The 20,687-nt window shown below is 53.3% G+C and carries 15 protein-coding genes; 4 read left to right on the plus strand and 11 right to left on the minus strand.

The window, feature by feature from the left end; genetic code table 11:
- Positions 1-24: 24 nt before the first annotated feature.
- The 3 genes from MKZ24_RS25550 to MKZ24_RS25560 form a co-directional block, all read right to left on the minus strand.
- Positions 25-1,044 carry a zinc-binding alcohol dehydrogenase family protein gene (locus MKZ24_RS25550; RefSeq protein WP_042235165.1) on the minus strand — a complete coding sequence of 340 codons (1,020 nt, stop codon included), beginning with the start codon at positions 1,042-1,044 and terminating at the stop codon, positions 25-27.
- Positions 1,044-2,003, minus strand: coding sequence for an aldo/keto reductase (locus tag MKZ24_RS25555; RefSeq protein WP_340788071.1), 960 nt, complete (start codon positions 2,001-2,003; stop codon positions 1,044-1,046). The genes MKZ24_RS25550 and MKZ24_RS25555 overlap by 1 nt, the downstream gene beginning before the upstream one ends.
- Positions 2,004-2,080: 77 nt before the next feature.
- Positions 2,081-2,920: an amidohydrolase family protein gene (locus MKZ24_RS25560; RefSeq protein WP_042235161.1), complete on the minus strand. Its 840-nt coding sequence runs from the start codon at positions 2,918-2,920 to the stop codon at positions 2,081-2,083.
- A 131-nt stretch (positions 2,921-3,051) separates the two neighbouring features.
- Here MKZ24_RS25560 and MKZ24_RS25565 point away from each other — a divergent pair, with 131 nt between their 5' ends.
- On the plus strand, positions 3,052-3,921 hold the full coding sequence (locus MKZ24_RS25565) for an AraC family transcriptional regulator (protein WP_042235159.1): 870 nt from the start codon (positions 3,052-3,054) through the stop codon (positions 3,919-3,921).
- Between the two features lie 11 nt (positions 3,922-3,932).
- Here the strand turns inward: MKZ24_RS25565 and MKZ24_RS25570 are convergent, their stop codons facing one another.
- Entirely contained in the window at positions 3,933-6,377 is a 2,445-nt protein-coding gene (locus MKZ24_RS25570) for a glycoside hydrolase family 31 protein (RefSeq protein ID WP_340788076.1), read from the minus strand.
- Positions 6,378-6,477: 100 nt separating this feature from the next.
- Here MKZ24_RS25570 and MKZ24_RS25575 point away from each other — a divergent pair, with 100 nt between their 5' ends.
- Positions 6,478-7,371 carry a helix-turn-helix transcriptional regulator gene (locus MKZ24_RS25575; RefSeq protein ID WP_340788079.1) on the plus strand — a complete coding sequence of 298 codons (894 nt, stop codon included), beginning with the start codon at positions 6,478-6,480 and terminating at the stop codon, positions 7,369-7,371.
- 131 nt (positions 7,372-7,502) lie between these two features.
- Here MKZ24_RS25575 and MKZ24_RS25580 read toward each other — a convergent pair whose 3' ends face one another.
- Positions 7,503-8,930 (minus strand): family 43 glycosylhydrolase, encoded by a 1,428-nt coding sequence (locus MKZ24_RS25580; RefSeq protein ID WP_340788082.1) that lies wholly within the window; start codon positions 8,928-8,930, stop codon positions 7,503-7,505.
- 270 nt (positions 8,931-9,200) lie between these two features.
- Entirely contained in the window at positions 9,201-11,024 is a 1,824-nt protein-coding gene (locus MKZ24_RS25585; protein ID WP_340788084.1) for a family 43 glycosylhydrolase, read from the minus strand.
- 224 nt (positions 11,025-11,248) lie between these two features.
- On the opposite strand from MKZ24_RS25585, the gene MKZ24_RS25590 reads away from it, so the two are divergent.
- Positions 11,249-12,394: a glycosyl hydrolase family 8 gene (locus tag MKZ24_RS25590; protein WP_340788087.1), complete on the plus strand. Its 1,146-nt coding sequence runs from the start codon at positions 11,249-11,251 to the stop codon at positions 12,392-12,394.
- A gap of 278 nt (positions 12,395-12,672) precedes the next feature.
- Here the strand turns inward: MKZ24_RS25590 and MKZ24_RS25595 are convergent, their stop codons facing one another.
- From MKZ24_RS25595 to MKZ24_RS25615, 5 genes are all read right to left on the minus strand, one after another.
- Positions 12,673-14,301 carry a response regulator gene (locus MKZ24_RS25595; RefSeq protein WP_042235150.1) on the minus strand — a complete coding sequence of 543 codons (1,629 nt, stop codon included), beginning with the start codon at positions 14,299-14,301 and terminating at the stop codon, positions 12,673-12,675.
- Positions 14,279-16,045 (minus strand): sensor histidine kinase, encoded by a 1,767-nt coding sequence (locus MKZ24_RS25600; RefSeq protein ID WP_042235148.1) that lies wholly within the window; start codon positions 16,043-16,045, stop codon positions 14,279-14,281. Before MKZ24_RS25600 ends, MKZ24_RS25595 begins: the two co-directional genes overlap by 23 nt.
- 83 nt (positions 16,046-16,128) lie before the next feature.
- Positions 16,129-16,950 carry a carbohydrate ABC transporter permease gene (locus tag MKZ24_RS25605; RefSeq protein ID WP_231637889.1) on the minus strand — a complete coding sequence of 274 codons (822 nt, stop codon included), beginning with the start codon at positions 16,948-16,950 and terminating at the stop codon, positions 16,129-16,131.
- Between the two features lie 113 nt (positions 16,951-17,063).
- The gene (locus tag MKZ24_RS25610) at positions 17,064-17,963 is read right to left on the minus strand and encodes an ABC transporter permease (protein ID WP_042235145.1); all 900 of its coding nucleotides are present in this window, start codon (positions 17,961-17,963) and stop codon (positions 17,064-17,066) included.
- Between the two features lie 19 nt (positions 17,964-17,982).
- Positions 17,983-19,710 (minus strand): extracellular solute-binding protein, encoded by a 1,728-nt coding sequence (locus tag MKZ24_RS25615; RefSeq protein ID WP_340788092.1) that lies wholly within the window; start codon positions 19,708-19,710, stop codon positions 17,983-17,985.
- A gap of 783 nt (positions 19,711-20,493) precedes the next feature.
- Here MKZ24_RS25615 and MKZ24_RS25620 point away from each other — a divergent pair.
- On the plus strand, positions 20,494-20,658 hold the full coding sequence (locus tag MKZ24_RS25620) for a hypothetical protein (RefSeq protein ID WP_156123096.1): 165 nt from the start codon (positions 20,494-20,496) through the stop codon (positions 20,656-20,658).
- The last annotated feature ends 29 nt before the right edge of the window (positions 20,659-20,687 follow it).

Consider the following 20,687-nt stretch of genomic DNA (forward strand, 5'->3'; position numbering starts at 1 on the left):
ATCGCTTATTCCGCTCCTTCGCATTTAATCCAGCTCCACCAGTGCCTTAATTACCTTGGACTCCGGATTCAGCCAGCTCTCGAACTGGCCGGTCATATCTTCGAATGAGCAGCGGTGGGAAATATAGCTGTCTACATCAATATAACCGTCAGTAATGGCCCGAATCACCTGTTCAAAATCCTCCCGGGTCGCATTTCTGCTGCCCTGCACGGTCATTTCCCGCGCATGGAAATCCGGATCATTAAAGGTTATATTCCCTTTGACCAAGCCAACATAAGTCAATGTTCCTCCATGGCCAACCAGGCCAAAGGCCCCCTCCATCGAGGAGATGTTGCCGGTGGAATCAATGACATAAGGCAGGAAGTTGCCTTCTGTCAACCCGGATAGCTTCTCCTTCGGTTCGCGCAAGGCACTCACGGTATGCTCCGCCTGCGCCCAGCCCTTGCAGAATTCCAGGCGTTCATCGTTGACATCCATCGCGATCACCTTCGCACCGGCATATCTGGCCATCGCCATCACGCCCAGTCCGATAGGACCGGCTCCGATAACCAGCACCTGATCGCCTGATCCCAGACCAGAGCGCCGGACGGCATGTGCGCCGATAGCCAGGGGCTCCAGCATGGCCGCCTGATCCAGCGTCAGTCCGTCTGTCTTCAATAGATTACCTACAGGTAAGCTCACCCGCTCCCGCATTCCGCCGTCCAAATGGACACCGAACACTCTCATTTTCTGACAGCAGTTCGTTTTCCCGCTCAGACAGGCCCGGCATTGCCCGCAATGCAGATAAGGAATCACACTTACCTGATCACCGGCCCGCAGCCCTTGCGGGTTGTCGCCAATGCGCTCAATCGTCCCGGACAGCTCATGTCCAAGCACACGCGGATAAGTGAAATATGGCTGATTACCCCGGTAGGCATGCAGGTCTGTGCCGCAGATTCCGATCCGCCGGATACTTACAATGGCTTCTCCGACCTGAAGCTCCGGCTCCGGCAGATCTTCCCGGTATACGAACTTCCCGATCTCCTCACAAATAATTCCCTTCATTATATTCGCTCCCCGTTCCGGCCTTGAGCTACGTTCCACTCCGGCTGGCCGCTCGGCCAGGTTGCACCGTCGACAGGCTTCAGAATGTCCCGTACTTCCGCCAGTAATTGTTCATCCATCGGCTCATCCGTCCATTTAATATTGTTGCGGATATTCTCCGGTGTCGCAGTGCTTACAAGTGTTGTCGGAATCTGTTCATTCGCAGTAGAGAACTGGACCGCCAGCTTGGCGATGTCCTCTCCCTTGTCCCGGCAATATTCGGCGGCACGCTGACACGCGGCCTGGATCTCCGCACTCGCCGGATGCCAGTCAGGCACTTTACGGTTGCTGAGCAGACCCATGGAGATAGGCGAGGCATTGATTAGTCCTGTGCCGCAGCTCTCCAGCAGCGGAAGGAGCTGAAGCAGCGTGGTGTCATTCAGCGAATAGTGACAGTAGGACAGGATGACATCCAGGGCGGTCCGCGACAACACGGTCTCGAAGATAGGAAGAGGCAGGCCGGTCACGCCGAAATAACGGATTTTCCCGGATTGCTTCAACTCCTCAAGCGCTGGAATCCCCTCTTCCATCACCTGTTCCAGAGAGCCGAATTCAATATCATGCAGCAGCAAAATATCTATATAGTCCGTTCCCAGACGGCCCATACTCTCTTCGGCGCTGCGGATAATCCGCTCTCTGGAGAAATCAAACTCATCCGAGCCATAACGTCCGGCCTTCGTACTCAGGATGTAGCGGTCCCGCGGAACAGTCTGCAGCGCTTCTCCCAGAACGGTCTCCGCTTTCGTCAGGCCGTAGTAAGGAGAGACGTCGATGAGGTTAATCCCCATATCAAGCGCCGTGTGAACCGTACGGATTCCTTCTTCCTTGGGAACATCCCGGAATACGCTTCCCAGCGATGATGCCCCGTAGCTTAATACGGAGACATCCAGCCCTGTATTCCCCAGCTTTCTGTATTTCATAGCGTTCTACCTCCTGTAGTTTGATATTGCACTTAACATTTGAACTTGAAGCTGAGTCAGCACTTTAGTGCTTCTTACTATAGTGAATCCAACTTGTAAAATCTCACTGCATTCGCTCCAAAGACCGGCTCCATCTCTTCCGGCGACAGCCGTTCCTGCAGTGCCGTGCGCAAGATCTGAAGGACCTCATCATAGGTTGCCGCCATCAGGCATACAGGCCAATCGCTGCCGAACATCACGCGCTCCGGTCCGAATAGCTCCAGCACCGCATGGATATAAGCTGTGAAATCCTCCTGTGTCCAGCCCTCCGGACCGGCTTCCGTTACCATTCCCGACAGCTTGCAGCAGATATTTGGGTGCTTCGCAATCTCCGACATCCGGCTTCGCCACGGCTCTAATTGACCCGCTGCAACCTTAGGCTTGGCTAAATGGTCGATGACCCCTCTTAGACCCGGAACCCGATCCAGCAGCTCTATAAGCTGCGGAAGCTGATCTGCAAGAACCAGCAGATCAACGGGTAGATCCTCGTCCGCAAGAAATGAGAGCGCTTCTATATATGGACGGGTCAAAAGCAGGCCGGGGTCCTCCATCTCCTGGATCATCACGCGAAGACCGGTGAACTTCCGGTGCCCGCGAAGCTGCTGATATTGCTCACGGAAGGACGGACTCGCAAGGTCCAGCCAGCCTATCACACCCGCTATGGAATCCGACTGTTCACTCAGTCCCAGGATGTATTCCGTCTCTTCCACGGTAGGCGCGGCCTGTACCACAATCGTGTGGCTAATCCCGTGCTTGTGCAAATGCGGTTCAAGATCGGCGGGCAGATAATCGCGGAACAGCACCGGAATGTCCGGCGTAATCCATCCGTAATCGTCCCTGTCTATCTTCCAATAATGCTGATGAGCATCTATATACATCACAGCACCTCCATTCCACCTTATTTTAAACACCCGATAAAGGAATAAAAATAGCTTAAACAAACAAATCTATACCTTATTTTGATATGATTAGAATAAGAATTGATAGATTTGGCTAAGGAGGCCGCGTCATGGAACCGATCCGCAAGCATTTCGGCAACGAAATGCCGTTCACTCTGCTTCTGGACTACAAGGAAACCAAAAGCCCGCAGCGCGAGCTGCCCGACCATCAGCATGACTGGTACGAAATCATATACGTGTACGGCGGCAAAGGAAGCTTTTTCATTGATCAGACCTTTTATGAAATGCGCCAGGGCGACGTTATCGTTGTTCCCGGAAACACGGTGCACCGGGGATTTCCCGACAACGAGGAGCCGGTGACCTCCTCCGCTGTATTTTTCAGCCCGGGTCTTGTTCTTAACCACACCTACAGCGAGTCCTATGCTTATCTGAAGCTGTTTGACGCTGCCAAGAAGAACAAGCAGTACAAGTATACCCTATCACCTGAACACGCCGGAATTTTACAGAACGATATCGATGCAATCCACAGTGAACGGGAGCAGAGCCACCCGGACGGCGGACAAGCCCTGACGCTGCTGCTCCATCTCACACTGCTTCACTTGAACCGCTACTGCCTGCCGCAGGCCGCCGAGCCGGAAACCTCAAGCGCCTTGCTGCCGGACTGGTTCCGTGAGGCGCTCAGCTATATCAACGATCACCTGGATCAGCCGCTGGAGCTGGCCTCTTTGGCAGGGCGGGCGGCGATCTCTCCGGCCCACTTCAGCCGGGTCTTTAAGCAGCGTCTGGGGATGAATGTGACGGATTACATTGCGACCAAACGGATTTTTGCCGCCAAGGACAGCCTGCTGCAATCCAGCGGCACGATCGAGCAGATTGCCATGGCCTGCGGCTTCGAGAGTATGCCCCATTTCTACCGTACGTTCAAGAGGATTACCAAAGTGACACCGGCTGCCTACCGGAGAAACAGCAGAACTCATTGAGGGATTCAAATTCAGAGGTGCAGGTCTGCTTCCCGGATGGTTACAGCTTCTCCCTCATAAGTTACGATACAGCTTCCGGCATGTCCGGCGATCTCGACAGTAAATTGTCTTACCGCCTGCATACCGGCATACTCTCCTGACCGCTTCCCAATGGTTAAGCTACGGTCCGCTTCGCTCCAGGTCATCAAGATCATGGAATAGGAGCCGTGCTCATAATTGTAATTATCCCCTTCATCTTCATACAGGGTGAAGGACGTATCCTTACCGCCGTATACCTTGAGGCCAATCACAGCATCCGGCTGTTCATCCGTATATTGAACTTCCGGGCCAAGTGGAACAATCGAACCGGCGCGGACGAAGAGCGGAATTGTCTCCAGGTCGGCCTTGGCTTCAATCGTCAGGCCGCCTTCCATCCGTTCATCGCTCCAGTAATCGTACCATTCCCCTGCAGGGAGGTAGACACTGCGCTGCTTACTGATTCCCTCAAGCTCACGCGAGCCGGGACCGTAATACATTGCCTCCGTTACAGGAGCTACCATGAAGGCCGGACCGAACATGAACTGGTCACCGATCGAATGGACCTGCACATCTTCCCGGTAGTCGAAGGCTAGCGCCCGGAACAGGGTATAGCTGCGGTGTGCGACGGCACCGGCCAGTGAGTAGATGTAAGGCATCAGCCTGTACCGGAGCTTCAGATATTTCACAAGTGTATCGTACATCGGCTCTCCCTCTTCTCCGAACTGCCACACCTCTCTTGGCGTATCCGTCCCATGGGAACGGAACATCGGCAGGAAGGCCCCTAGCTGGAACCAGCGGACGTACAGCTCACGGTATCCGAGATCGGCGACGCCTTCGTCATAATCCCCGTTCCAGAACCATTGCTCCTTCTGCTTCTTCACGAAAAAAGCACCGATATCCAGTGTCCAATACGGAGAACCTGTAAGGCAGAAGTTAAGGCCGTCGGCAATCTGCTTCCTCAGCGTCTCCCAATTGGCGGCGATATCGCCTGACCATGTAATCGTGCCGTACCGGTGCTGCCCCGCAAAGGCGGAGCGAGTCAGATTGATCACCCGTTTCTCTGAGGTCGCTGCACGCTGGCCTTCATAGATACCTTTGGAGTGCTGCATGGAATAGGCATTGATCAGCCCCGGATCGAGATAACGTTTGGATTCCGAGGTGTTGATCAGCAGGCGCTGCTCTGGCTCCGGCTTCACCGCTCCCTTCCAGTCCGCTTCAAACGGCTCGGTGCAATCGCACCACCAGGCATCGACTCCGTGGGAGAACAGCCCGTCATTGGCCTGCTTCCAGTACAATTCGCGTGCCTCCGCGCGGAAGGCGTCATAGGTGGCCTGATTGCCGAGAAGGAAGCCGCGTTCGTTCATCTCCTCATGGTTGGCCCCGCCTGCGCCCATAATCGGCCAGATCGATACCATGAGCTTGGCATTCATGGCGTGCAGGCTGTTCATCATCTGCGAGGGGTCAGGGAAACGTTCGGGATCGAAGGTCTTTTGCCCCCACAGATTCCCCGTCCAGGACTGCCAGTCGAGCACGATACAATCAAGGGGAAGCGACCGCTCACGATACTCCTGCACAGTGGCAATGAGTTCTGCCTGGGAGATGTACCTTTCCTTGGACTGTACATAACCGAAGGACCACTTGGGAAGCATTGGCGCTTCTCCGGTCAGGTAACGGATTCCCCCGGTAATCTGATCGAACTCCGGCCCGTAAATGAAATAATAATTCATTTCTTCATCAACATCACTCCAGAGGTAGGAGCCAACGGCATCATCATGGAAGGTCATGTACGACCCGGAATCTACCAGAATCCCGTAGCCGCGCGTAGACACAAGCACCGGAACAACCGCTTTCATATTCTGCTGGTACAAGTATTGCTGCCGGCCCCGGAGGTTCATCATCCCTTCTTCGTGGGAGCCAAGTCCATACAGGGCTTCACCTTCCTGCCATTCAAATTCCAGCTTCGTATGACAAGCTTCTCTGTCCAGCCTGCGGTTGACCCCTTCGGCTCTCGCGCGCAGACCATCGGCCCCCTGACCGGTCTCAACCGTCTCGGACGAAGCATCGAAGACCGTATGATAGACCTCTGTCCGCTCCAGGGTCTTGCCGCCTCTGGACGGCTCCCGTGTCAGCAGTCTGCCATTCGAATCCCTATAGCTGAATGCACAGGTCTGTTTGTCCACTTGAATCGTAAGCAGTGCTGTTGATATTTCCAGATGGCCGGTCAGATCTGTGACCTTCCACTCTACACTATCTGCCTCCGGGCGGCTCACCACCATAAGACTCTCTTTCCCGCTTAGCTCTGCATTGAGAGTATACCGGATTCTGGCGATGCCCGGCGTATACATAGCGATATGCATAATCCCCTCTGTAGTCTCCAGCCTTACGCCATCTGTACCGGAGTGTATAGCAATCAGTTTCACAATGGTTCCACCCTTCATTAAGACTTCCTTTGATTATAATGATATTATTATTTATAGCCGTTATCTAACATATATTTGCGCTTTATAGACACAATATTACGATTAGCAGGAGGTAATCATGTACGAACACCGTTACCGCGAGAACAAGCTGCATGGTCAGCCTGAATTCCCGCTTCATATCTACCGGGTGGAGCATCAGGACCGCGTTCATTCGATTCTTCCCGTACATTGGCATAACGAAATGGAGATCATCTATTTAGCGGAGGGCCGGGCTACCTTCTATGTCGAGAGCCGGGAGTTCACCATTCAGGCAGGCGATGCCCTGATTGTTCACCCGGGAGAACTTCATTCAGGCATGGATACTGTCTCCGGAGGCACCTGCTACTACTCCATCGTGTTCAAATGCTCCTGGCTGTCTTCACCGTATCCGGACCGGGTGCAGGAGCTGTTCCTGGACCCTCTAATGCAGGGGACAACCCGGCTGCCTGCCTTGTTATCTGCTGCGGATGATACCCATATTTCACTGCTCGATCTGGTAAAAGAGCTGCTGAACCGCTATGAGCATCAGTCTGTGGGGTATGAACTGAGCTTGAAGGCTCTCCTGCTGCTGCTCATTGCAGACAGCCATCAATACGGGCTGACCGGGCAGAATCCGGAGCCGGAACCCCGTCAAGGTCGCGAATACAACCGGCAAATCAGGGAAGTGCTGAGCTATATGGAGGAGCATTCCCGTGACAGACTGGAGCTGGATCAGCTTGCCTCTGTCGTATCACTTAGCCGCTCGCATTTCTGCAAGTTTTTCAAAGCCCAGACCGGTATGCGCCCGATGGAATATCTGAACTATATCCGCATCAGCCAGGCGGCCAGTCTGCTCCGCAGCGGATCATACAACGTGCTGGAGGCTGCACTTGAGTCGGGCTATCAGCATGTCAGCTACTTCTCGAAGTGGTTCAGGCATTATATGAACATGACGCCTTCGGACTATAAGGCCCGTTATTCTTCCGGGGTGTAGCGGTGGTGCGCTTAGCATAGCTACCTCATGCGGCTTGCTCCCTGCTTCCTGCTTGTAGCAACCAAAAAGCAGCACCCGGGAACTTCCAAGTGCTGCTTGTGTATCAGGCCATATTCAGGAGGTTCTCCGGGTTATTCCAGCGTAAATGAAGCAAACTGGGCGCCGCCGTTGCCGGTGTACGTGAAATACAGCGCCTGAATGCCGTCAGGAATCTCCACTTCCGTAGTGTATTCTTTCCAGACATTCGTGAACCCTACCGGGATACGTCCAAGTGCAGGTCCGTCCCAGGCCGCTTTCACCTCAAACTCGCCGTGGCAATAGCCGCGCACCTTGATGGAGACCCGGGTAACCCCTGCACAATTGAAATATTTGAATCCCGCGGTAGCCGAATCGGTCATATTGGCAATATATCCTGTCTCTTCATCTCCGTCTCTGCCGTCCTGGGTAATCTTCGGGAAACGGCTGTCCATCCAGGCTCCAATCCGGCCGAAACCTCCGGTGTACATCTCCTGATCCTTGCAGAACAAATGGCAGGCCAGATACGCCGGATATTCGCCGCGCCCTTCGAGCGGACCTCCGTTCGGACCGCAGGAGGTAATCTCCACCTGGGGGATCGTGCCGTCTGCGCGGAATTCAATGCGCTCGATACAGCCCTGGCGGGAGAACGCTGTGCCGTTGGTATGGCGGTGGTAGAAGATATACCATTCTCCATTAACCTCTACGATACTGCCATGGTTATTGCCGCCATAATACATTGGCTGGTCCGCAGGTTTATACGTATCGATATGCAGATCGCAATTGCTTACAATGACTCCCTGATAGACGAAGTCCCGGGTCGGATGCTTACTGGTCGCATAACACAGCTCATGCATCGAGATCGAAGAATAGATCAGGTAGTAGATATCCCCTCTTTTGCGGATGGACGGGGCCTCGAAGAACTCAAAGCCTTCAAATCCGGTTCCCTCGCTGTAAGGCTGGCTTGGTGCCACGAACACAGGCTCCTCAATAATCGTAAGCATGTCAGGACCCAGCACGGTAGCCATGGCGCCGTGTCTGGACTTGTCCCCGTATCCGCAGAAGCCGGTGTACAGGTAGGTAGTATCTCCTTCGGTTAATACCCCCGGGTCAAACTGCGGCTCATCGCCTTCCCGTTCGCCCAGACGCGTGCCGTCACCGTAGGTTACATAGCCATAGAATTCATATTTGCCGCCCGGCTTGTCGCAGACAGCCACCGATACGACAGGAACTTTGTCCAGTACATAGTAGAGATAATACCGCCCGTCCGGGCCCTTCGTCACATCCGGTGCGTAGAGGCACATGCTGCCTTCCGGGTTCAGCGGGTCATCCGTAGTCCGGTAGATCACACCTTCATACTGCCAATCGGCTAGATTGTCCTCCGGCGCAGACCAGCAGGCATAGTCATTCAGACAGAAGGCGTGTCCGTTGAACCGGTCATGTGAGCCATACACATACACTCTGCCTTCAAATACATAAGGTTCAGCATCTGGGATATATTCCCAGGATGGAAGATACGGATTGAATCCCTGTTGTTGCGTCATTTCTGTTGTCCTCCTAGTTGTTATATAGAATAAGATGCACTTAAGTTGTGAACTTGAAGCTTCGTCGTCACTGCGGTGAACTTTGGACTTCCGGCCGCTGTTGTCCCCAGATTTCTTGATTTGAACCGCTGTTCGCGGTGGAAATCCGGTGACAGCTTATGCTTACGAGGTAGCTTTCCTGCGGAAAGCTTTCAGGCGGACGCTACCGCTCTTACAGTTCCAAAATTCTCCTCCGCTTCTTTTGCTTTTTGTTTATTTCTTTAGTACCTCTTATATAGATTGCACCGTCACCTGTATAACGCAATCGGCGTAATCCGGGTGTACATCTCGTTCATTGGCTACATCGAGTAGCGGCCTACCCTCGCTGTTAAAATGGACTCTGTGCATCGCCGAGCATCTCGTCCCATGCTTCACCAGCTGCTCTTCCCCGTGATACAGGACTAGCACCGTGCCGTCAACATCCTGGAAGAACGAGTTGTGTCCGGGACCGTAGATCTCTTCCAGTGAGTAGTAAGACAATGCAGGGGTACCGGCTTTGCTCCATGCCCCGGCATCCAGATAATCGCCGCCTCGTGGAATGCTTAACCATCCCACCGCATAGGTATACCCCGTTGCAGCTCCGCCGGAATAAGCAATGTACACGGTATCATCCGTAATCAGCGGATAAGGTCCTTCGTTATTGATCGTGCCCTGAACATTCTCCCAGCCCAGCAGCGGACGCGAGAGCAGCACCGGCTCGCTGGTTAATACCGCCGGGTCCGCTTCATTAACGGTTGCGATATACAGCATGGAGCCGGTGTCCAGCGGCGTTCCGATTCCTTTGCGGTATGACCAGACGACACAGGAAGTCTCATCTGCCTTGAAATAAGTCATATCCAGCGTAATGCCGTTTTCCGTCAAAGGAGTACCGTCCATCCGTCTCACCCGGACTGGAGTGCTCCAATCGGCGGCATTCATAATGTCGCCGCCCTGGTTCAGCTTCATGAGATGGCACTGCGGCCCCCATACTTTGCCGCCTACGGCGAACAGAATGTACAACTCGCCGCCGATGAGATGAAATTCCGGTGCCCAGAAGGTCTGGATGAAATTCAGCTCCTCATTCAGATCCAGAATAACGGCTTCTTGGAAGCCAGGGGCGAATAAGCCCAGCAAGGTATCTGCCACGCGGACATAGATGCCGATATCACCAACATTATCATTGGTGGCAAGGAAATAATACCTGCCGTTCCAAGGGAGGATTACCGGGTCGGCATAGCCGCTTGCCAAGGGGAACGGAAGGTCGTGCGTGACTACCTTACCATGCACGGTATAGGTTCCGGGCACCGTAAAGTCAATACCTTCGGTATCCCAGGCTACCTGCTTGTCTGCCGTGGAGCCGTCAGAGTACACTGCGGTGGCTCTCACCGTTATCAATTCGTCGGCAGAGCGGACACTGACCTGCTCTGCCACGCGGATACCGGTGTTATGCACCGGGGTCCAGGCCCTCTGTACTCTATGGCCGATGGCATAATCCACCGTAATCTCATTCCCCGGACGGGTTCCGGGCAGCGGTTGAGCCGACCGCTCTACCGCAATGGGTTCCGCAGGTTCCGGCGGCGAAATAAGCTCGGGCTTCCGCAGGTCGGCCAGCCGGTTCACATACCAGCAGCCATCGTTATCCTGCCAGCGAATCTCGTATTGTCCGCTGGTGCTGTCGAATCCGCAGACAGCTTCTTGGACGTACCTCTCCCTGTCCAAGGGCACAAGGCCCTGATACTCGAAGCTGATCAGATCCGGCGAAGTCCACAGTAGAATCTGCCCTCTGCTCTCGTCGTCTTCCTCCCCTAAGGCATCTACTCTTACCGCTACAATGCCGAAAGTACCGCCGGATGTGGGGAATACATAGGGATTTTTAAGTCCTTTATCATGAATCACATCGTCCTCATCCACGGTAGCCATGGCGAATAATAGGCCATAGTTCCGGTTCAAGGGCTGAAATTCGCCAGAGTCATCTGCACAGGCAAGATGAACGCTGTTGCTTAGAGACGCCGTGTAATCCTGGTTCGGCAATCGTGTATAGACTGTAAGCTTCATAGGACCCTGCACCTTATTCATAAGAATATCACCCTTACCTTCATGTTCACCTTATAGCATGTCCCTATCAGTATAGAGAAGCCGCTTAAGCGAAGTCCATGACATATAGACACCTAAGATTGATCTATTCTTAGATTATGGGAAGGCCGCCGGAATCCTCTATAAATTTTAAGGAAAACGCTTTAATCTCTATATCTCCGGTTGTGTTATACTTTGGGCAAATATGATCTACCTGGAGGATGATTATGAGTACTACCACAGAAGGCTCCTTTTATACGCAAAAATACAGAAACCTGTTCCTTGAGAACGGCCTGTCGTCCGAGGCCATTGCGCAGAGACTTGAAGATACCTGGAACGAGCTTTTCTATGGCGCTCCCGGGGTCCGAATCTACCATCCTATGGGTGACGATAAGGGATATATCGTAGATACCGGCAATACCGATGTGCGTACCGAAGGCATGTCCTATGGGATGATGATGGCAGTTCAAATGGATAAAAGGGAGGAATTCGACCGGCTCTGGAAGTTCGCCAAGGTCTATATGCAGCATACGGAAGGCCGCTATAAGGATTATTTCGCCTGGCACTGCAAGCTGGACGGCACGCGGCTGTCTCCCGGTCCGGCACCGGACGGTGAAGAGTTCTTCGCCATGGCGCTGTTCTTTGCGTCGGCGCGCTGGGGCGACGGCGCCGAGCCGTTCAACTATTCTGAGCAGGCCAGAATCATTCTACGCGCCTGTGTGCACAAAGGCGAAGACGGAGAAGGCGATCCCATGTGGGATCCTGCAACCCGGCTGATTAAGTTCATTCCCGAGACCCCTTTCAGCGACCCTTCCTACCATTTGCCGCATTTCTATGACCTATTCGCTCTCCAGGCGGATGAGGCGGACCGGGCATTCTGGAAGGACGCGGCAGCCAAAAGCAGAGCCTATCTGCATAAAGCCTGCCATCCCGAAACCGGTCTGTCGCCGGAATACGCTAATTATGACGGGACTCCGGCTGAACCCCAGCCGCATGGGGACTTCCGCCATTTCTTCAGCGATGCGTACCGGGTCGCCGCCAATATCGGGCTAGACTATGAATGGTTCCGCTGTGACCCTTGGCAGGTCGGGCAGTCTAACCGGATTCAGGCGTTCTTCCGGGACATAGAGCCTGCGGATTACCGGCGTTATACTATTGACGGACAGCCGTTTGACGAGCCTTCCCTCCATCCCGTCGGCCTGCTGGCAACCCTGGCTATGGCCTCGCTTGCTGCCGATGGACCGGATGCCGGACCTTTCGTCAAGCGGTTCTGGAATACTCCGCAGCGCACCGGGGAGCGCAGGTATTATGACAATTGCCTGTACTTCTTCACTATGCTGGCGCTGAGCGGAAACTACCGGATTTATTTATAGTAGATTCCTATATAGCTGGAGCCGGGATAAAATCCATGGGGCTTACCGTGACTGCAGAGAATGTTTGACTTCCGGTCGCTGTTAGGTTCGTATTTCCTGATTTAAACTGCTGTTCGCATTAGAAATACAAACCTAAAGGCGAACGCTATCGCTCCTACAGTTCAAACTTCTCTTCCGCCACTTCACCTTCATGGTATGTTATAAATCTCAAGCCATAATAGCTGCACACCAAAAATCGCTCCCCGGGAACATCCCGAAGGAGCGATTCTTTTATCCATTCAACCGCTGATCATATCCGTACGGTATTCCTGCGGCGTAGTTCCGGTCCACTTTTTGAACACCCGGGTGAAGGATTGCGGGGTCACATAACCGATTAACGAACCGACCTCCGCGACCTTCAGCTCCCCTCTCTTCAGCAGGTCCTTGGCCTGGCGGATTCGCATGTCTTCAATGTACTCGGACAGATTTATTCCGCGTTCCTGCTTGAACAGTCGGGACAGATAGGAGGGATTGAAATGGATCACATCCGAGAGCCGGACCAGCGACAGATCCTGGGTAAGATTCTCTTCGATATATAAGCAGATTGTATCAATGACCCCCGCTGCCCGCTTCTGCTCCCCGCTCTTCCTGACCGAGAACAGAAACTCTGCCGTATCCCGCAGATAACGGAACGCTTCTCCCAGAGTACGGTGGACCTCCAGCTGCATCAGACCGCTCACGCCTATCGCCTCATCGGCTTCCCAGCGGTTGATATACGACATCAGCATCAGGGCAATCGTGTAATACAGCTCGGTGAGATAAGGATTGCATCTTCCCCGGTCCTGCCCCGCCGGTCCGGCCATCTCCCCGAACAGCTGAAGGAACTCCTCCTTGCGGCCTGCCTCCAGATGCGCAGCCAAGGTATCCACCTTGTCCCGCAGGAACCGGTCACGGCCGGGGTCCGGCACAGCCGCCTCATTCAGGTTCACCCTCTGCACCATCCGTTCCCCGTCACCCGCGCGGTAATGCTGCACCTGTCTTGCCTTGTCGTACAGCATGGGAAGCCTGGCCCAATGCGACTCTTCTGCACTGAGGGTAATGGCAATCCCGACCTCCAGCGACTCCCGGCAGGCTTGTTGAATAAGCTCGAAGGTACCCTCCAGAAATTTGCCCAGTTGTTCAAAAGTCTCCGCCCTATCCAGATCCCTTGACTGCTCAGGCTGAATCAGCCAGATCAGGTCGCCGTACCGGTCGATGACCCCGAGGCTTACCGTCCGCTCCTTCAGCAGCTTCTCCGACAGGAACTTAACCGCAAGCGCTGTCTCCTGGCGGTCGGAATAGGTCCGGGAGGACTCAGGATCACTTATGCTGCCCAGTGCGATCAGCATAGGCTTTGAAGCATCCAGCGGAATCTGCAGCCGACTGAAGTCCTCCGCCACCTCCTGATCCATTTTGACACTGTGAATCAGATGGCGGAAGTAATCTCCCTGAGCCAAGGTCTCCAGCGTGTTAAGCTGCTCTTTGGACTGACGGATCAGATCATTGACCTGCATCGTGTCCTTCAGCTCCAGAAGCGCACGTTTGACCGCCTCAATCAGCTTCGGATAACCTTCATTCTTGAGCACATATTGAACGCCCGGAGCCTGTATCGCCTGATAGACGTAATTGAAGTCGCTGTGTCCAGTCAGGAACACGATTTTGCACTGTGGCCAGCTCTTGCGAATATGCTCCATCAGCTCCAGCCCGTCCATTTCAGGCATACATATATCGGACAGAACGATATCCACCCGGGTGCGGTGTAACAGATCCAGCGCCTCCTGGCCCGAATAAGCCTTGTAGATGTCCAGACCCAGGTCCATTTTGCCAAAAATAACCGCCAGGCCATCGGTAATAATCTCTTCATCGTCAACGATCATCAGCCTGTACACCCGTATGCTCACCTCCAGCTCTAAGAAGGATGGTCACCCTGAGTCCGCCCAGTGCACTCCGCTCAGCGAGCAAGCCGCTCTCTTCCCCGAAGGTAATGCGAAGGCGCCGGTGAATGTTCACCAGTCCGGTCGTCTCTGCCTGCTCCTGACACACGTTAAGGGAATTATTCAATTGTGCCAGCGTCTCATCTGTGAGCCGGTCTCCGTTGTCCTCCACGATCACACGGATTTCAGAGCCCTCTTGCTCAAAGCGGACAATGATCAAGCCCTTTGCCGCTTTCTTTTCCAGACTATGCTTGAACGCGTTCTCCACAATCGGCTGGACAATCAACCGGGGAACGGACACCCGCTTCAGCTCCTCGGACAGGGGATCGAAGCGGACCCCGATCCGCCGGGAGAAGCGCATGGCTTGAATTTCTGTATACATCCGCGCATGATGAATCTCCTGTTCCATGGTGACCAGATCGGAAGCGTTCCGGGTCACAAATTGGAAGTATTCGCCGAGCATGGTCGTAAGCTGTTCGATCCGCTCGGTGTCGCCGGTCTTGGCCATGGTATTCAGAATGAAGAAGCTGTTATAGAGAAAATGCGGATTAATCTGTGACTGCAGCTGCTTCAGCTCTGCCCGCTGCGCCATGATGGTCTGCTTATACACCTGATCGATCAAGGACTGCAGATTGCTTACCATCTGATTGAAGCGGCTGTACAAATACCGGAATTCATCCCTCGATTCATGCTTAATATGAATATCCAGATCTCCCTGCTCCATTCTCCTGAAGCTCTTCACCAGCGTCAGCATGGGCTTATGAATGAACTTGTAGGTGGACAGCGCAAAGGCAATGATGATGGCAAGCGCAGCTACGGCAAATACCCAGGCCCAGGTGTAGAATTTGCTTAGCGGGGTCTTGATGATGCCTTCCGGGATCATCCGGTAGATGGACAAACCCAGCTCCTGGGATCCCGCCTGGACAATATAATAAGGTGCCCCTGCAATCCTTAGTCGCTCCCCGGAGGCAACTGAGCGGATCTTGGGGGAGTACTGGGAAGGGTCCGACTGGGCCAGATCTCCCGTTACACTGGACAGTGCAAAGCTTGCACGGTCTGAGAGCAGCAGCGTACCACTGCCCGGATAGGTGTTGAATTGGCCCAGCGCCGCCCGCAGCTCCTGGGTGTCCAGCTCGATCTCAACTGTCAAAAGCGGCTCTGCCCCCTTGATGCCCCGCTGCTTCATCGCACTAAGATACAAGCCTCCCTCCCATTCAATCACCTGGGACCCGCGGTCTCCGAAGACCGAACGAATCTCGCGGAAGCGCTTCAGCTCGATCTCACGTACGCCGCCAACGGACGAGACGGTTCTGCCTATAGTCATGATATGAACCCTTACGTCCTTAATATACGTACTGCTGTTCTGCACGATGAACAACCGCTTCATCAGCGAATTCAGGTTCTCCGTACGGTCAATGGTCGGCAGCGTCTCCCAGGTCAGCGCCAGCTTGTTCAGATCCTCATCCTCCAGCAGGCTGTATTGCAGCAATTTCATCCGCTCGATCTCATTCTCCATATCACTCAGATAGAATACCGTCTGGGCACTGGCTGAGCTTCTAATGTCCACACTTGCGGTTTGCACAATCCATTGATACAAATAGACGGCAAAGATAAGAATAGGCAGCATAATCAGCAGAAAGGTCACAATCATCCGCAGAAAGATCGTATTGCGCAGTGAGAAATCCTTTTGGAACAACAATGCCCAGGCCTCCAAGAATCATTTTCCACCATTATAGCCTGAATTCCGGGAGATCCGCAGGCTGCTGCATAACTTCACTGAGGTCAGCCTTTGACACTGCCGAGTACAATCCCCTTCACGAAATACTTCTGCAGGAACGGATACGCCAGGATAATCGGCAGGGAGCCGAGGAAGATCTGGGAGGATTTGAGCGTCCGGTCCGAGATCAGCGCCAGGTCCAGCATCGCGTCACGTGACATGTTCGACAGATTCTGCTGGATGACAATCGTCTGAATATAGCTCTGGAGCGGATAATTGGCCGGATTCCCCATGAGCAGCAAGCCGTCAAACCAGCTATTCCAGTGCTCAACCATCGAGAATAAGGCAAGTGTAGCGAGCGCAGGCTTGGAAATGGGTACAAAGATGGACCACACGGTCCGGAAATGGCCTGCCCCGTCAATGAGCGCCGCTTCTTCAAGCTCCTTCGGAATCTCCCGGAAGAAGTTCAGCAGCAGCACCACACTGAACACCGGAACCGCACCGGGCAGCACAAGCGCCCAGATCGAGTCTAGCAAGCCGTACTCTTTAATGGTCGTATACCAGGGAATCAGTCCCCCGTTGAACAGCATGGTAACGAAAAAAGCCCAGGCATACACGCTGCGGAACCGCAGGGCATGTGATTCTTTGGATAATGGATACGCCACCAGAATGGTCAAAAGCAGATTCAGCGGAGTTCCGATGCCGATTCGGGTCAGGGAGACAAGCATCGACTGCCAGAATTCAGTGCGGCTCATCGTATACATATAGGAGGCCAGTGTGAAGTCTACCGGCCAGAGCCTGACATACCCTGCGGAAGCCGCTGCACTTGAGCTGAAGGATACCGCTACAATATGAATCAGAGGCAATATACACAGCAGTGAAACCATGATTAGAACGGCTGCATTCAACACCGCAATCCAGTCCAGGCGTTTCTTGGGGCGAATGGGAGTCCATTCCGCCTGCTTAGGCGTAAGCCGTTGCTCCATGGGTACTCCCTCCTCTAAAAGATCCGGTATTTGGCAAAACGGTAAGCCAGGAAATAGGAGCTGGAAATTAAGGTGAGCGAGATGATTGATTTAAAGAAGCCGACAGCGGTCGCCACTCCATACTGTGCATCCAGCAGACCGATCCGGTAGACAAAGGTGTCCAGGATATCCCCGCTCTCATAGACCTGCGGACTGTACAGATTAAAGACCTGATCGAATCCCGCATTCAGCAGCTGTCCCAGACTGAGCACCGACAGCAGAACGATAACCATGCGTATACCCGGAATGGTAATATGCCAGGTTTTGTGCCAGCGGTTAGCTCCGTCAATGGTAGCTGCTTCATACAATCCGGGATCAATCCCCGTAATCGCCGCCAGATACACAATGGTGCCGTAACCGAAGTTCTTCCAGACATCCGAAGTGATCAGCGTGAAGGGGAACCAGTCATTGTCGCCCAGGAAGAAGATCTTGGAGACGCCGAACCACCCGAGAAATTCATTAACGATCCCGCCCGAAGGGGACAGAATATCAATCAATATCCCCCCAAGCACGACCCAGGACAGAAAATACGGCAGATAGATCGCGGTCTGCACGGACCTTTTGATCCAATTACTGGTCAGCTCGTTCAGCAGTATTGCGAATACAAGCGGAATAATCAGACCCAGAATCAGCTTGAGACTCGAAATAAACAGCGTATTCCACAAGACCTGCGTGAAGCTCGGCAGATTCATCACATATTCGAAGTTATCCAGGCCGATCCACTTCTGATCTCCGAACAGCCCCTTGGCCGGAATGAACTTCTGGAAGGCAATCATGACACCGGCCATGGGCACATAAGAGAACAGGATAATCATCACCAGACCCGGCACAAGCATCAAATGAAGCGGCAGTTCTTTTCGCAGCTTTGCTCTCATCGTTATCCTCCGGGGCACATCATTTCTTAGTCGATTCGTACCATTCATTGACCTCTTGCGTAATCTGATCCCCGCCCAGCTTCTGCCAATCCTTCACAAACTGGTCGAACTTGTCGATAGGATCACCTAAAATAATTTTGACGAATATTTCATTCTGCTGCTTTTCAAGCGTCGTTTTGCGCTCGACCATGGTCGGTGTCGGAGCGCCGACGAACTTCTCCTGCAGGAACTGGTCATTCTTGATGTACTGGTCAGCTATTCCCATGGAACCTTGCTCGCCATAGATCCGCTCCCAGCCCCATAGAGAGAAGCCCTCCGTTGAACCTGAAGCATAGGACTCCAGCTTCCCCTGGATCGTCTTGGCTTCGCCTTTCAGGGTGGAGAAATCACCGGCCTTGCGGGCAGCATCAATTTCACGGAAGGCGTCCACATTCTTCGTTACCGGATACGGTGTAACTGGAGACAGCTGCCAGACACTCTCCGCTTCCGGCGGTGCATAGTACTTGTCGAATTCGGCCGTCTCGCCCCAGTTCTTCTCCACATGCAGATTGAACATTTTGATTACAGCTTCAGGGTGCGGAGCTCCCTTCTTGACCGCGAAGAAGCGGGTGGTGCTGAATTTAAGCGGCACCTTCGGCGTATCGCCCGATTCCGAGACAATCGGGAAGGCCTGCCATTGCGCCTTGGGATCATTGTCACGATTAAGCTGCAGCGGCCAGATGGAATTCCATTGCTCCCCGTACTCCATCCCGATCTTGCCTGCGGAGATCAGCTCAGAGACCTTGCCGCCGTCCTTGACCCCGAACTCCTGGTCGAGCTGTCCCTTCTTGGCCATATCCTGGAGCACCTGGAGCGCTTGCTTCACTTCAGGCTGAATGCTGCCATAGACCAGCTTGCCGCTGCCGTCATCCACCCAGATATTCGGGTAAGCATTGTACCCGGCCATGAAGCCTTCCAGCCCCATTGCCCCTCCCCACAGATCCTTGGTGATGCCGAGGCCCATGGTATCCTTCTTGCCGTTCCCGTCCGGATCCTTCTCCACGAAGGCTTCGGAGATGGCAAGCACATCCGCCATGTTCTTCGGCGGCTGCAGTCCCAGCTTCTCCAGCCAATCGGTACGAATCCAGATGTACATCGACCGTTCAATGGAGGATTCCAGGCTCGGAATCGCCATCAGCTTCCCGTCGAAGGTCGCCGCGTCGAATACACTCGTCCCTTCCCCGGCGAGCACCTTTTTGGTGAACGGGGAGGCGTACTTTTCATATAGCGCCGTCATATCCTCAATCTGGTCTGAATCGGCCAATTGCTTGAGCTGTGTGGCGTTGACCGGAGTCACATCCGGCAAGTCGCCGGAGGCCAGTGTGACATTGATCTTCTGCAAATATTGATCCGAGGTCTGGCTGCCCTTCACAATCCAGTTATACTTGATCTTGATTCCGAGCTGATCCTCGTATAACTTGGTCCAGCGGTTGTTATCAATCGTCTCATCCTTCAGCACACCAAGCACGTTATTCTCTACCACATCGCTGAGGTCTCTGACGAACGACACTTCGATCGGAGGATCATATTTCCCGAGCGGGCTCTCATCGACGGATGCGCTTGCCTTCGGATCATTGCCGGCTGCCGCTTCCTTGCCGCCGTTACCGGATTCTAACTTGCCCGAGCAAGCGGACAACAGCAGTGCAGACAGGAGCAGTATTGAAGTGCTTTTCAGCCATACCGAACCATTCCTTGTACCTGTGTTCATAGTCAACCCCCAGTTCAAATAGTACAGATTTTATTTGGTTACGCTTTCATTATGGGGGAGGCATCTATTTATTGACAACGCTCACATTTTTACTTCACTTATCCGGCATTGACACAATACCTGATGCGGTACTTTAAACTCAATTTGCCCTCATCGCAATTGGCTTGGGTTTGGTGTCCGGCTCAAAAGTCCCTTTGACCGCCGGTTCGTCACAATCCTCCGCATCCCTGTGATAGATTTAACAAACGAGCCGAGAAGGTTCTGCTGTTCGATGCCTTCATTATGGGGGGCATTATCCAAAACCCTTGACGAAATAATATTATTATACTATTACTGAAACTATATTAAGCTTTGGAAGCTATAGGAAAGGTGAAACGGCAACAACATGCGAGCTTATTATTTGCCTAATTTATCGGAATTCCGTTTTTTCTGCTTTCCGCATTGCGTGGGAAACTACATCCGGCCGTACGACCATAACGTGAACCGGCCGAATGGAATCAGAGATTTCAGTTTGCATTATATCGCCAGTGGAAGCGGGGTGATGCTTTTCTTCATTTCCCGAACGACCGTATGCGTTATTACTGCTCCGAAGAGGACCTGTAGAATATATTCCAGATTCAGTTTAACGGTCATGCGTTCCCGGCTTACTTTCTGGAGAACCGGTATTCCGGGTCGTCAATCTGGATCCAGAAGTATGATTCTCTGCTGCAGTCGGCCTTTGAAGATTTATTTCATGAAATTGAACACTATAATTTCTTGCGCCCTTCCCGGAGCACCAATCATTTGGACAAAATAACCGAACTGTTGCCCGAGATGCACAAAAAAGCCCACCTTCCATTCGAGCTGGAATTGCGGGCCGGGAAGGCAGGGCTAACGCCCAATTATTTCTGGAGTCTGTTTAACAAAGCAACGAGAATCACGCCGGAGGAATTCCGCGAGATTCATTAAATCCGATACCCTGCCAGGAGGAGAACGTG

Origin of the sequence: Paenibacillus sp. FSL R7-0297 (genome assembly GCF_038009025.1) — a bacterium.
GTDB lineage: Bacteria > Bacillota > Bacilli > Paenibacillales > Paenibacillaceae > Paenibacillus_AQ.

Coding starts and splice junctions, on each gene's coding strand:
- MKZ24_RS25555 (WP_340788071.1), bottom strand. CDS start 2,003: ATGAAATACAGAAAGCTGGGGAATACAGGGCTGGATGTCTCCGTATTA.
- MKZ24_RS25580 (WP_340788082.1), bottom strand. CDS start 8,930: ATGACGCAACAACAGGGATTCAATCCGTATCTTCCATCCTGGGAATAT.
- MKZ24_RS25590 (WP_340788087.1), top strand. CDS start 11,249: ATGAGTACTACCACAGAAGGCTCCTTTTATACGCAAAAATACAGAAAC.
- MKZ24_RS25560 (WP_042235161.1), bottom strand. CDS start 2,920: ATGTATATAGATGCTCATCAGCATTATTGGAAGATAGACAGGGACGAT.
- MKZ24_RS25615 (WP_340788092.1), bottom strand. CDS start 19,710: ATGAACACAGGTACAAGGAATGGTTCGGTATGGCTGAAAAGCACTTCA.
- MKZ24_RS25585 (WP_340788084.1), bottom strand. CDS start 11,024: ATGAATAAGGTGCAGGGTCCTATGAAGCTTACAGTCTATACACGATTG.
- MKZ24_RS25610 (WP_042235145.1), bottom strand. CDS start 17,963: ATGAGAGCAAAGCTGCGAAAAGAACTGCCGCTTCATTTGATGCTTGTG.
- MKZ24_RS25570 (WP_340788076.1), bottom strand. CDS start 6,377: ATGAAGGGTGGAACCATTGTGAAACTGATTGCTATACACTCCGGTACA.
- MKZ24_RS25605 (WP_231637889.1), bottom strand. CDS start 16,950: ATGGTTTCACTGCTGTGTATATTGCCTCTGATTCATATTGTAGCGGTA.
- MKZ24_RS25565 (WP_042235159.1), top strand. CDS start 3,052: ATGGAACCGATCCGCAAGCATTTCGGCAACGAAATGCCGTTCACTCTG.
- MKZ24_RS25550 (WP_042235165.1), bottom strand. CDS start 1,044: ATGAAGGGAATTATTTGTGAGGAGATCGGGAAGTTCGTATACCGGGAA.
- MKZ24_RS25575 (WP_340788079.1), top strand. CDS start 6,478: ATGTACGAACACCGTTACCGCGAGAACAAGCTGCATGGTCAGCCTGAA.